A 12,542-nucleotide genomic window follows, 5' to 3' on the forward strand; every position below is an offset into this window, starting at 1 on the left:
TTGCCCGGCCAACGTGACCGGGGTCACGCGCCCCCGGCGCAGCTGTCCGGAACCGGCGCACAAGCGCCCGCGCTCCCTCTCCTTTGGGGGCAAAACGGTACACACTCCTCACGCATCCCGCCCCCGAGACCAAGCCGCCGTCGATCCTAGGCGACTTTTCCAGCCGGTTTGGACTAGTCGGTCAGTGCCTTGCGGAGGCGTTCCTCGTTCACGCGCCAGAAGGTGTGCTGTTCGCCGTCGACGAGTACCACCGGGATCTGCTCCCAGTAGAGATCGTGCAGTCGCGAATCCCGGGTGATGTCCTGCTGCTCCCAGGGCACTCCGAGATCGCCGCACACCTTCTCGACCACGACCTGTGCGTCATCACACAGATGGCAGCCGGGTTTACGGATGAGGGTGACCGATCGCGCACTCGGCGCGGGCGCCTTCCGGCCAAAGAGGGGACTCATGACGTCCATTGTCCCGCCCCTGGGAGGGCATGTCCGCCGTCTTCTGCACGGGTTCTTCGCCTTGTTTAACGACCCGGTCGCGGAGAGTTCACACCGTGCCAACTCCCGTGACTCCGGAACTCCCGAACAGACTGGCTATGCTCACGACATGGCCGCTCTCGGATGGCTCACTCCCCGTAGGCGCTCCGCCACGGCGCGGAGCGTGTTGGCAGGCGAGGCCTCGGCGGAGGCCGCGCGCAAGAACCAGGAAGCGACGGCACCCCTCGACGAGGCCGCGGAGCCGGACTTTCCCGTGCTCGGCGACGACAAGGCCGCCGCGTTCTTCGACCTGGACAACACCGTCATGCAGGGCGCCGCCATCTTCCACTTCGGCCGCGGCCTGTACAAACGGAAGTTCTTCGAGACCCGCGACCTCGCCCGGTTCGCCTGGCAGCAGGCGTGGTTCCGGCTGGCCGGCGTCGAGGACCCCGAGCACATGCAGGACGCCCGCGACTCGGCCCTCTCCATCGTCAAGGGCCACCGCGTCGCCGAGCTCCAGACCATCGGCGAGGAGATCTACGACGAGTACATGGCCGAGCGCATCTGGCCCGGCACCCGCGCCCTCGCCCAGGCGCACCTGGACGCGGGCCAGAAGGTGTGGCTCGTCACCGCGGCCCCGGTGGAGATCGCCGGCGTGATCGCCCGCCGGCTGGGCCTGACCGGCGCGCTCGGCACGGTCGCCGAGTCGGTGGACGGCGTCTACACGGGCAAGCTGGTCGGTGAGCCCCTGCACGGCCCCGCCAAGGCGGAGGCGGTACGCGCCCTGGCCGCCGCGGAGGGCCTCGACCTCTCCCGCTGCGCGGCCTACAGCGACTCCCACAACGACATCCCGATGCTCTCCCTGGTCGGCCACCCCTACGCCATCAACCCCGACACCAAGCTGCGCAAACACGCCCGCGAACTGGACTGGCGGCTGCGCGACTACCGCACGGGGCGCAAGGCCGCGAAGGTCGGCATCCCGGCGGCGGCCGGCGTCGGCGCGGTCGCCGGCGGCACGGCGGCCGCGATCGCGTTGAGCCGACGGCGCCGGTAGGGCACGTCCGGCGGAGCACCGCCGTAGTAGCGCGGGCCGACCACCGGCTGCAGACCGGTGGGGGCTGATCGCGCAGTTCCCCGCGCTCCCAAAAGACCAAAGCCACAGCTGCGGGCAGTCGTGCCGCAGGGCGGCACGGGTGGGCGCTGGGGGTCCCCCCGACCGAAGGCCGGGGGAGGCACCCGGCCGGCGCCGGTGAGCGTCCCCACCCCTCGCCCCCACCCGCCGCGCGCCCCGAATTATCGCGCGGCCACTCCAACACGCCCCGCACATCGCCGAAACCCGCACGTTTTCGTTCAACAACCGGTCACTCTAGGGCTCTTGAGGCGGCGCCAAACGGTTACAGAAGCGACGCAATCGATGATTTGAGCAACTCGGTGTAGCAGTGCCTGCACGAAGCGTTATTCTCCTCAGACGCAAACCGGTTCCCCTCCGTCGCTACGACGGGTGAAAGGTTCCGTACTGCACGTGATGGAAGCTCTGCCTCTGGGAGTCCCGTGTACCCACACGTCGGGGTTGACGCCTCGGGCCTGGCTACGCTGCGCGCAACAGTCGCGACGGTCAAAGAGACGCTGCGCGGCCTTGTCCCGACCGCGTACGCCGTCCCCGCCTTCGCCACCGCCGCCCCCGTCGGCCCGTGCTACGCACTGGCCGACGGCATGGAACAGGTGCCTGCGCGCAGCGCCGTCGCCGAGGGCCGCCGGTCCGGCGACGGCCGGGGCGTGGGCAGACGGGGCCGCACCACCGGTGCCGGCACCGGCGCCACCACCACCCGCCGCCCGGCCGCGGACAGCGACAGCGCCCGGATGATGGACCTCGTGGAGCGCGCCCAGGCCGGTGAGGCCGACGCCTTCGGCCGCCTCTACGACCAGTACAGCGACACCGTGTACCGCTACATCTACTACCGCGTCGGCGGCAAGGCGACCGCCGAGGACCTGACCAGCGAGACGTTCCTGCGCGCGCTCAGAAGGATCGGCACCTTCACCTGGCAGGGCCGCGACTTCGGCGCCTGGCTGGTCACGATCGCCCGCAACCTGGTCGCCGACCACTTCAAGTCCAGCCGCTTCCGTCTGGAGGTCACCACCGGCGAGATGCTCGACGCCAACGAGGTCGAGCGCTCCCCCGAGGACTCCGTCCTGGAGTCCCTCTCCAACGCGGCCCTGCTCGACGCCGTACGACGCCTCAACCCCCAGCAGCAGGAGTGCGTGACACTCCGCTTCCTCCAGGGCCTCTCGGTCGCCGAGACCGCCCGCGTGATGGGCAAGAACGAGGGCGCCATCAAGACCCTCCAGTACCGGGCCGTGCGCACTCTCGCCCGGCTCCTCCCGGACGACGCCCGCTGAACCGGCCACCCTGGGCGACGCTCAACTCACGCTCCGTCAAAGCGCGTTGCCTTTCTCAGCCGATCACCGGCCGTCCGTAACCCAAGTGCCGAGCCGCTCGTTGTGCGGGATACAGGCTCCCTGTGGTCACGTCCGGCCAGCCCCGATCACCCGATCGTGTGGACTGGTCGGGGGCGTGCAACCCTCAGGACCCCCTGGGGAGTCGACCGTCATGACGAGAGGAGGTGCCGCCAGTGATCGCGAACGTATCGGCCCACCGGCGGGCGAACGCCTTCGCCCAGGCTCTGGAGGAGCAGCCCGACCGGGATCCGGCGGCCGAGCCGTCCGGAGGACCGACGGGCGATCCGCCAGCCGTCCCGGACCGGGCCGAACGGACCGAGCAGGGCGAGCTGTTGGCCCTGGCGACCGGGCTCGCCGCGCTGCCCAGGCCGGAGCTCGACCCGGAGGTCAAGGTCGTCCAGCGGGCCCAGCTGGTGGCCGCGATGGAGGCCATGCTGGCGGAGGGCACCCTGGGCGGGGCGGCGGACGCTTCGGTACCCGAGCAGCGCGCGTCCCGTGCCAAGGGCGCGCACCGGGCCAGCCCACTGGGCAAGTTGCGGCCGCGCTCCCGGCTCACCAAGGGGCTCGCCGCGGGCGGCCTGAGCGTCGGCGTGGCCGCCGGAGCCTTCGGCGGGGTCGCCGCCGCCAGCTCCGACGCCCTGCCCGGCGACTCCCTGTACGGCCTCAAACGCGGCATCGAGGACTTCAAGCTCAACTATCTGTCCGACGGCGACGACCAGCGCGGCCAGACCTACCTCGACCAGGCCTCGACCCGGCTCATGGAGGCCCGCCGGCTCATGGAGCGGGACCGCGGCGGCCACCTCGACCACGAGTCGATCGGCGAGATCCGCCGCACCCTGTCCGGGATGCAGCACGACGTCACCGAGGGCCACCGCCTGCTCCACGAGGCGTACGAGCGCGACCCGAACTCGCTGGGCCCCATCCAGGCCCTGTCCGCCTTCGCCCAGTCCCACCGCGAGGCCTGGGGCGCCCTGCGCGAGAGGCTCCCGGTCCAGCTCGGGGACGTCAGCCAGCAGGTGTCGTCGGTCTTCGACGCCATAGACCAAGAGGTCGCCCCGCTGCAGTCCCTGCTCCCCCAGCCGTCCCAGAACACCGGCGGCGGCACCGGCAGGCAGGACTCCGGCACGGCGTCCACCGGCTCCTCCGGCACTCACCGGTCGACGGCACCGTCCTCTTCGGGCAGCTCCTCCTCGGGCCACGAAACCGGCACCGGCAGCCCCAGCGGCTCGGCCTCCGGCAGCGCCGACAACGGCCTGATCGGCGGCACCACGGGCGGCCTCCTGGACCCGCCGAAGACCGGCTCCAGTACCCCGTCCCCGTCCAAGAGCGCCTCCAGCGCCCCGGACGTCACCCTGCCCCCGCTCCTGCCGGGCCTGCTCCCGGGCCTGGGCATCGACAGCGAGGACACGAGCAACTGAGCACCCTCGCGCCCCCAGCGCGGCGGCGAAGCCGCCGTCTGGGGGCGCGGGGCTGTATCTGATCTGCGGCTCCGCCGCGTGGGCGCGACCAGCCCCCACCGGCCCGCAGACAAGTCACAACCCTCAGAAAAAAACCGACCGCCGCTGCACAAGCAACTTGTACAGCGTGTGCTGAATCTGCTCCCGCACCTGATCCGTCAGATTGAACATCAGCATCGGATCCTCGGCCGCCTCCGGCGGATATCCGTCCGTGGGAATCGGCTCCCCGAACTGGATCGTCCATTTCGTCGGCAACGGCACCGCCCCCAGCGGCCCCAGCCACGGAAACGTCGGCGTCAGCGGAAAGTACGGAATCCCCAGCACCCGCGCCAGCGTCTTCGCGTTTCCGATCATCGGGTAGATCTCCTCGGCCCCCACGATCGAGCAGGGAATGATCGGCACCCCCTGCCGCAGCGCGGTGGACACGAACCCACCCCGCCCGAACCGCTGAAGCTTGTACCGCTCGCCGAACGGCTTCCCGATGCCCTTGAACCCCTCCGGCATCACCCCGACCAGCTCACCCTGGGCCAGCAGCCGTTCGGCGTCCTCCGCGCACGCGAGCGTGTGCCCCAGCTTCCGCGCCAGCTCGTTCACCACCGGCAGCACGAAGACCAGGTCCGCCGCGAGCAGCCTGAGGTGACGATTCGCCGGATGCCGGTCGTGCACGGCGACCTGCATCATCAGCCCGTCCAGCGGCAGCGTCCCGGAGTGGTTGGCGACGATCAGCGCACCACCGTGGGCCGGGATGTTCTCGATGCCCTTCACGTCGACGCGGAAGTACTTCTCGTACACCGGCCGCAGCAGGGACATCAGGACCTGGTCGGTCAGCTCCTCGTCGTACCCGAAGTCGTCGACCTCGTACTCCCCGGTCAGCCGCCGCCGCAGGAACGCGAGTCCGCGTGCGACACGCTGCTCCAGGCCGGACTCGTCGTGCGGCGGCTGCTTCACGCCCGTCTCAGGGTTCTCCCGGGTCACATGCACATCCTCCTGCGCGGGGATCCGCCCGGCGAGAGGCTGGACCTCACGCACCACCCCGGACTCACGCCCCGCCGCAGGCTCGCGCACCGCCGCCTGCTCGCCGCCGCCCTTGCGCCGGCTCCCCGCACCCCGGCGCCGGGCGGCCGGCCGCTGCACGGCAGCCCCGCGGGACCGGTCGTCGTCGAACGGAATGACCTTGGCGTCCGCCATCGTTGCCGCGCTCCTCAGTTGGCGCTCTGGGTCGGGTTCTGCGTCGGGGCCGCCACCGGCGTCCCCGCGCCGCTCAGGGCGGGCAGCGCGGCGATCCGGTCGACGGCCGCGGCCACGGCCTGGGGCGGCAGCAGCCCCGGGGCCTGGGCGCGCACGAAGTCCGCGAAGGTCTCCGCCGTCGAGTACTTCGGCCGGAACCCCAGCGTCTCGCGCATCTGGACGGTGTCCACCACCCGGCCGTGCGTCAGCAGCCGGATCTGCTCGGGCGAGAAGTCGCTCATGCCGAGCGTCCGCACCAGGGACCCGGCCCAGGTGACCGCCGGCAGCAGCAGCGGCACGGTGGGCCGTCCCAGCCGCCGCGAGCACTGGGAGAGCAACAGCACCCCGTCACCCGCGATGTTGAACGTGCCGCTGTTCAGCGTCCCCCGCTCCGGCTCGTGCGAGGCGATCCGCAGCACCTCGATCACGTCGTCCTCGTGCACGAACTGCAGCCGCGGGTCGTACCCGAGGACGGTGGGCAGCACGGGCAGCGAGAAATAGGACGCGAGCGGGGTGTCCGCGGTGGGCCCGAGGATGTTGGCGAACCGCAGCACGCACACCGCCACGTCGGGCCGCCTCCTGGCGAACCCCCGCACATACCCCTCCACCTCCACCGTGTCCTTCGCGAACCCGCCGCTGGGCAGGGACTTCGGCGGGGTGGTCTCGGTGAAGACGGCCGGGTCCTTCGGCGCGGAGCCGTACACGTTCGTACTGGACTTGATCACCAGCCGCTTGACGTTCGGCGACTTCTGGCAGGCGCCGAGCAGCTGCATGGTCCCGATGACGTTGGTCTCTTTGACGGTGGCCCGGCTCCCGCTGCCCAGCGGTGTCCCGGTCACGTCCATGTGGACGACGGTGTCGGCGCCGCTCTCGGCCAGTACCCGGGCGATGGTCGGCTGCCGGATGTCGGTCCGGATGAAGTCCGCCCCGCCCAGGTGGTGCTCCGGCGGCACCGCGTCCACGGCGACCACCCGGTCCACCTCGGGGTCACGCTGAATACGCCGTACGAACCGGCCCCCGAGTTGACGGGCCACTCCGGTCACGAGCACGACCTTCCCCAAGATCAGCGCCTTTCTTCCGTGTTCCCGTATGCGGGCCAACTTAGCGGGTCGACGTTGCGCTGGCATGACCCCCAGCAGGCCACGACAAGCCACAACGGCCGGAAAATGCAGTGGCCCCCCACCGTACTGGTGGGGGGCCACACACAAGCTCTCGCGGCTCGGCGCCGTAATTACTTCTTGTTACGGCGCTGAACACGCGTGCGCTTGAGCAGCTTGCGGTGCTTCTTCTTGGCCATCCGCTTGCGCCGCTTCTTGATAACAGAGCCCACGACTACCCTCGCTCACTTCTCATCACTCGGTGCTGGGCATCATGGGCCCATACGACCTACGAGGGGCTAGCCTACCCGCCCGCGCGCTGAGGTCGTAATCGAGGTGTCCCGGGACGATTCCCGGGAACAGCCGTCAGGCGGTCTCCACCCCCACATAGCTCTCGCGAAGGTACTCGTGTACCGCTTGTTCGGGGACGCGGAAGGACCGCCCCACCCGGATCGCGGGCAGATGACCGCTGTGCACCAGCCGGTACACGGTCATCTTCGACACTCGCATCACCGCGGCGACCTCCGCCACGGTCAGGAACACAACCTCGTTCAGAGGCCTCTCGCCAGCTGCCATGACACACCTGAACCTTCCGCACTCGACGGGCCACCGGCTTCCCCTTCCGGTGACTCTTCGTCGTTGCGTGCTCACTCCCCAATGTAGGGGCGGGTGATGCGAGTGGGGAAGAGGTGCACCCATCGGCGGCCTACTGTGACAGACACGCTCGATTGAGTACGTAGCGGGTAAGCGGCGTGTAGCAATCAGACCGCACGCCGTCATCAACCGGAACGGCCACGGACACCACTCCCTCGGCCTCCCCCACGAAGAGCGCAGGGTCATCCGTATCCGCGAGCCCAATGGCCTCAAACCCGAGCTGACCTGCACCGCAGACCCACCCATGGTCGCCGACCACCAGCTCCGGCAAGGCCCCGCCGCCGCTCGCCGCCACTTCCAGCGCCACCCGAACCGGCAGCGGCGAATGCGTGTGCGCACCCGGCGCACAACCGGGGCGTTCACGGCCCACTTCTCTCATGAACCCGACACCTCGTACGTAATCGAGGTTGCACGTACGTAGACCGAACCGGGTCGTTATGTCGACACAGTGACCCTGCGCCGAGGTGAGGACCTCACACCCCGCCGCCGACAGCGCGTCCGCGAGACCGGCGTAGAACCCGATCAGCCGGTGCGGATGCCCGGTCCCGAACAACACGGCAGCCCGCCGCCGGGCCACCGCCCCCACCCGCTCCGCGAACGCGTCCAGCCTGGCGACCGTCAAGTCAGGATCGATCACATCATGCCCTGAAACGCACCGAGGATCGTCCGAAACCCCGCACTTGGCGGCCATCAACCGAACCAACTCCGCCTCTCCCCAACTCCCCTGCGGATCAATCCCGATCAACACCCGCGGATCCCGAGCCGCGAACAACCGATAACTCCGCAGACTCCGCTCCCGCGAGGTCCCCACCACCCCCGCCAGCCCCGCAGCCACCAAGTACTCCCGAAGCCCACCACCACTCACCACACCCCAGATCCTGACGCCCCCCACCCCACCGGACCCCCAGAACAGACAAACACCGCACAGTCGGCCTAACGCACCCCTTCCAGCCCGTCCGGCGTCTGAGTCTTTTCAGCCCGTCCGGCGTTTGAGGACGAGGCCGGAGGCCGATGCGGGGGTCCGGGGGCGGCAGCCCCGAAGCGGGCGGTCGAAGGGGGCCCACCCCCTGGAGGACGGGACGGGTAGGGGCGGCGGGGGCGAGAAAACCCCTACGCCAGCAACCCCCGCAGCGGAAACACGGCCCGCCGCGTCGCCAGCACGGCCTGATCCAAGCGATCAGCGGGGTCGTACCCCGCCTCCCACCCGGCCCACCCCACCGGCCACCGCCCATCCGTCATCCGCCCAGGCCCCAACTGCCGAGTCCGAGCAAACACTTCCTGCCGCCACCCCTCCGGCACCAGCGCCTCAGGCGCAACCTCCCGCCCCGCCGCAACCCCCACCAGATGCGTCCACGACCGAGGCACGACATCCACCACCTCGTACCCGCCACCCCCCAACGCGACCCACTTCCCCCCGGCGTACTCGTGCGCCAGCTCATGACACGCCACCTGCACCGCCCGCTGCGCATCCAGCGAAACCGCCAGATGCGCCAGCGGATCCTCGAAATGCGTGTCGGCCCCGTGCTGCGTCACCAGCACCTGCGGCCGAAAGTCCGCGACCAGCTCCGGCACGACGGCGTGAAACGCCCGCACCCACCCCGCGTCCCCGGTCCCCGCCGGCAGCGCCACGTTCACCGCGGAGCCCTCCCCCGCCCCGGCCCCGACCTCCTCAGGCCACCCGGTCTGCGGGAACAACGTCCGCGGATGCTCGTGCAGCGAGATCGTCAGAACCCGCGGATCCTCCCAGAACGCGGCCTGCACCCCGTCCCCGTGATGCACGTCCACATCCACGTACGCGACCCGCTCGGCCCCCAGCTCCAGCAACCGCGCGATGGCGAGCGAAGCGTCGTTGTAGATGCAGAACCCGGACGCCGCCCCCGGCATCGCATGGTGCAACCCGCCCGCGAAGTTCACGGCGTGATCGGCGTCCCCCCGCCACACCGCCTCCGCCGCCCCCACCGACTGCCCCGCGATCAGCGCGGACACCTCGTGCATCCCGGCGAAGGCGGGGTCGTCCATCGTGCCCAGCCCGTACGACTGGTCGGCCGCCGCCGGATCCGCCGAGGCCGCCTTCACGGCCTCGATGTAGTCCTCCCGGTGCACCAGCCGCAGCGTCGACTCCCCGGCCGGCTTCGCCGAAACGACCTCCACCGCCCGGTCGAGCCCGAAGGCACCGACCAGACTCCGGGTCAACGCCAGCCGGACCGGATCCATCGGATGCCCCGGACCGAAGTCATAGCCCGTTACTGCCTCGTCCCACATCAGCTGTGCGCGGCCGCTCATGCCCGCCACCGTATCGGTCCGACCTGGTCGCGAACGAACGGGCATACACCAACGTCACCAGCACCAACACCATCGGCACCAGCATCGCCCCGCGATAGCTCCACGCATCGCCGAGGGCACCCACCAACGGCGAACCGATCAGGAACCCGACGTAGTTGAAGATGTTCAGGCGTGCGATGGCCGCATCCGAAGCCCCCGGAAACAGCCGCCCCGCCGCCGCGAAGGTCTGCGGAACCAGCACGCACAACCCCAGCCCCAGCAGAGTGAACCCGACCATGCCGACCCACGCGCCCGGTGCCGCCGCCACCACCGCGAACCCGGCGGCCGCCACCACCGCCCCCAGCCGTACGACGGGTACGGCACCGAACCGCCGTACCCCGAAGTCCCCGATGCCCCGCCCGACCAGCGTGGTCACCATGTACACGTTGTACGGCACGGTGGCGAGCTGCTCACTGCTCCCCAGCACGTCCTTCAGGTACTTCGCACTCCAGTTGGAGACGGTCGAGTCCCCGATATAGGCAAAGGTCATCACCAGGCACAACGGCAGCAGCACCTTGAACACGACCCCGCCCGCGCCACCGCCCGCACCGGCAGCCGCGTCCTCCACCGGCGCGGGATCACCGTCCACATACCACCGGCTCCCCACCAGCGCGGCCGGCAGCAGCACCGCGACCACCGGCAGGTACGACACCCACAGCGCGAGATGCCAGTGCGCCCCCACCCAGGCCAGCGAGGCTCCGAGGATCCCGCCCAGGCTGTACGCCGCATGGAAGCTGAGCATGATGCTGCGCCCGTACGTCCGCTGCAGACTCACCCCGAGCATGTTCATCGAGGCGTCCAGAGCGCCGACGGCCAGGCCGAACGCGGCCAGCGCCACCGCCAGCTCCGCCATCACCCCGCCCGACCCGACCCCGAGCAGCGCCAGCATCACCACGGGCTGGGACCAGCGCAGCAGCCGGCTGGGCCGTATTCGCTTCACCAGCTGCTCGGTGGTGACACTGCCGACGCCGGCCAGGATCGGCACGGCAGCGAGAAAGACCGGCAGCAGCGTGTCGGAGACGCCGTACCGGTCCTGGATGGCGGGGATGCGCGTCACCAGCAGCGCGAAGGTGGCACCCTGAGTGAAGAAGCTGAACGCCAGCGAGGCCCTACCGCGCCGCAGCACATCTGTCATGGCGGCGAGCGTAGGGCCCCGGCGTACTCGTGGGTAGATCCAGCCAAAGATGAATTTCCTTCACCTTTACCTTTGTGCCACTCAGGCGGCGACCGCGAGCTCCTGTTCCTGCTTCTGCTCGGCTTCCTGGCGCTTCACCTCGTCGGTGATCAGGCACGCCATCGGCTCGGCGGCGGCACCTCCGCAGATCACCATCCCGAGGGTGATCGCGACGACCAGCATCAGCGAGCTCAGCCAGACCATGGTGTCCACCGGGATCGTGTAGGCGCCGACGACCCGCGCGACGCACTCCACCACCAGCACCAGGCCCCAGATCACGGAGAAGACCCGCTCCTTCTTGAGGAACTCCGCCGACCGGACCGCGGTCCCGGACACCAGCCGCTCCCAGGCGGCCTCCCGGCCCGCGTCCCCCTTCACCAGGAACGGCTTCAGCCCCGCCGTCATCATCGGCCGGCCCAGCGCCACCGACACCAGGATGCCGATCCCGACGGTGCTGCTGACCGCACCGTCCTTGGCGAGCATGAGCCGCGGGTCGCCGGAGACGAAGCTGAGCGCGAGCCCGACCACGTTCACGACCAGGATCAGCGCCGCCAGCCCGTTGACCTTGCGCTCCTTCGCCACACTCCAGACCGTCCGCACGGCCGGCACCACGCTGCTCCAGGCGAGCGCCGCGAAGGTGCTCATCCCGAAGGCCCCCTTGAAGAAGTAGTACGACCCGAGAGGCACCGCCACATCCACGATCAGCGGCCGGAGGTTGTCCAGCACGCTGGGCTGCGGCTTGCTCTGGGACCCGGTGTTCGTCGTCTTCGTCATGCCCTCAGCTTCGCGTCCGGCCGGGGTCCGCCAGTAGAAACGAACGTCCGGAGCTCGGCATGACAATTGTCAGCGCCGCCGTCATGCCCCCGGTCATTCCAGCAGGTCAGCCAACTGCCCCATGTCAGCGAAGAGTTGCGTGGCCCCCTGCAGGCGGCCGGCCGGCGTCATGGCCGTGAAGCCGTACACGTCCATCCCGGCCGCCACCGCCGCCTGCACCCCCAGCGGGCTGTCCTCCACGACGGCACACCGCTCCGGCCCGACCCCCATCCGCTCGGCCGCGTACAGGAACAGATCCGGCGCCGGCTTCCCCCGCCCCACGTCCTGCGAACTGAAGATCCGCGACTCGTCGAACCACCGGTCGAGCCCGGTCGTCCGGTGCCCCACCCGAATCCGCTCATGACTGCCCGACGACGCCACGCAGTACGGCACCCCGTCCGCCGCCAGCTGCTCCAGCACCCCCGCGACCCCGGCGACGGGCTTCAGCTCCGCCTCGAAGGCAGCGAAGACACGGCCATGGAAGACGTCGTCGAAGTCGTCGGGCAGCCGCTTCCCGGTGTGCTCCAGGACGAGGTCGTGGACCCGGTGCATCGCGGACCCCATGTAGTCCCGTATGGAGTCCTCGTAGGAGGTCGGGTGCCCCAACTCGGTCAGGTAGGCGGCCAGGAGCCGGTTGGAGATGGGCTCACTGTCGACGAGGACACCGTCGTTGTCAAAGATAACCAGGTCGTAGCGCATACCCCGAGCCTAAACGACCCCGTAAAAGCAGAAAGGCCCACGCCAATGGCGTGGGCCTTTCCTAATATTTGTTCGGCGGTGTCCTACTCTCCCACAGGGTCCCCCCTGCAGTACCATCGGCGCTGTAAGGCTTAGCTTCCGGGTTCGGAATGTAACCGGGCGTTTCCCTCACGCT

13 protein-coding genes and 1 rRNA gene are annotated in these 12,542 nt (G+C 69.9%); 3 read left to right on the forward strand and 11 right to left on the reverse strand.

Features of this window, described 5'->3' with window-relative positions; all coding sequences use genetic code 11:
- Nucleotides 1-173 precede the first annotated feature (173 nt).
- Nucleotides 174-449: a glutaredoxin family protein gene (locus tag ACIQVL_RS15585; RefSeq protein ID WP_403433447.1), complete on the reverse strand. Its 276-nt coding sequence runs from the start codon at nucleotides 447-449 to the stop codon at nucleotides 174-176.
- Nucleotides 450-597: 148 nt separating this feature from the next.
- Between ACIQVL_RS15585 and ACIQVL_RS15590 the strand changes: the two genes are divergently transcribed.
- From ACIQVL_RS15590 to ACIQVL_RS15600, 3 genes are all read left to right on the forward strand, one after another.
- Nucleotides 598-1,521 (forward strand): HAD-IB family hydrolase, encoded by a 924-nt coding sequence (locus ACIQVL_RS15590; RefSeq protein WP_351486201.1) that lies wholly within the window; start codon nucleotides 598-600, stop codon nucleotides 1,519-1,521.
- A gap of 497 nt (nucleotides 1,522-2,018) precedes the next feature.
- The gene (locus tag ACIQVL_RS15595) at nucleotides 2,019-2,864 is read left to right on the forward strand and encodes an ECF subfamily RNA polymerase sigma factor, BldN family (protein ID WP_403433445.1); all 846 of its coding nucleotides are present in this window, start codon (nucleotides 2,019-2,021) and stop codon (nucleotides 2,862-2,864) included.
- Between the two features lie 233 nt (nucleotides 2,865-3,097).
- Entirely contained in the window at nucleotides 3,098-4,342 is a 1,245-nt protein-coding gene (locus ACIQVL_RS15600) for a DUF5667 domain-containing protein (protein ID WP_403433442.1), read from the forward strand.
- A 123-nt stretch (nucleotides 4,343-4,465) separates the two neighbouring features.
- Here the strand turns inward: ACIQVL_RS15600 and ACIQVL_RS15605 are convergent, their stop codons facing one another.
- The 10 genes from ACIQVL_RS15605 to rrf form a co-directional block, all read right to left on the reverse strand.
- On the reverse strand, nucleotides 4,466-5,569 hold the full coding sequence (locus tag ACIQVL_RS15605; protein ID WP_403475522.1) for a lysophospholipid acyltransferase family protein: 1,104 nt from the start codon (nucleotides 5,567-5,569) through the stop codon (nucleotides 4,466-4,468).
- 14 nt (nucleotides 5,570-5,583) lie between these two features.
- Nucleotides 5,584-6,669, reverse strand: a complete 1,086-nt coding sequence (locus tag ACIQVL_RS15610; protein WP_403475523.1) for an NAD-dependent epimerase/dehydratase family protein — start codon at nucleotides 6,667-6,669, stop codon at nucleotides 5,584-5,586.
- A gap of 170 nt (nucleotides 6,670-6,839) precedes the next feature.
- Nucleotides 6,840-6,938 carry a 30S ribosomal protein bS22 gene (locus ACIQVL_RS15615; protein WP_003948845.1) on the reverse strand — a complete coding sequence of 33 codons (99 nt, stop codon included), beginning with the start codon at nucleotides 6,936-6,938 and terminating at the stop codon, nucleotides 6,840-6,842.
- Nucleotides 6,939-7,071: 133 nt separating this feature from the next.
- On the reverse strand, nucleotides 7,072-7,281 hold the full coding sequence (locus tag ACIQVL_RS15620; protein ID WP_067299677.1) for a helix-turn-helix domain-containing protein: 210 nt from the start codon (nucleotides 7,279-7,281) through the stop codon (nucleotides 7,072-7,074).
- Between the two features lie 130 nt (nucleotides 7,282-7,411).
- The gene (locus ACIQVL_RS15625) at nucleotides 7,412-8,227 is read right to left on the reverse strand and encodes a phosphatase (RefSeq protein ID WP_403433434.1); all 816 of its coding nucleotides are present in this window, start codon (nucleotides 8,225-8,227) and stop codon (nucleotides 7,412-7,414) included.
- A 242-nt stretch (nucleotides 8,228-8,469) separates the two neighbouring features.
- On the reverse strand, nucleotides 8,470-9,642 hold the full coding sequence (locus ACIQVL_RS15630) for an acetoin utilization protein AcuC (RefSeq protein ID WP_403446175.1): 1,173 nt from the start codon (nucleotides 9,640-9,642) through the stop codon (nucleotides 8,470-8,472).
- A complete protein-coding gene (locus ACIQVL_RS15635; RefSeq protein WP_403475524.1) occupies nucleotides 9,593-10,816 on the reverse strand; it encodes an MFS transporter in 1,224 nt (407 codons plus the stop codon). The genes ACIQVL_RS15630 and ACIQVL_RS15635 overlap by 50 nt, the downstream gene beginning before the upstream one ends.
- 81 nt (nucleotides 10,817-10,897) lie before the next feature.
- Complete coding sequence (locus ACIQVL_RS15640) at nucleotides 10,898-11,629, reverse strand: VC0807 family protein (RefSeq protein WP_403446169.1); 732 nt, start codon at nucleotides 11,627-11,629, stop codon at nucleotides 10,898-10,900.
- A gap of 93 nt (nucleotides 11,630-11,722) precedes the next feature.
- Nucleotides 11,723-12,367, reverse strand: coding sequence for an HAD family hydrolase (locus ACIQVL_RS15645; RefSeq protein ID WP_403475525.1), 645 nt, complete (start codon nucleotides 12,365-12,367; stop codon nucleotides 11,723-11,725).
- Between the two features lie 70 nt (nucleotides 12,368-12,437).
- Nucleotides 12,438-12,542, reverse strand: a 5S ribosomal RNA gene (gene rrf, locus ACIQVL_RS15650); the annotation flags it as partial.

Source organism: Streptomyces sp. NPDC090499, from assembly GCF_044769305.1.
GTDB lineage: Bacteria > Actinomycetota > Actinomycetes > Streptomycetales > Streptomycetaceae > Streptomyces.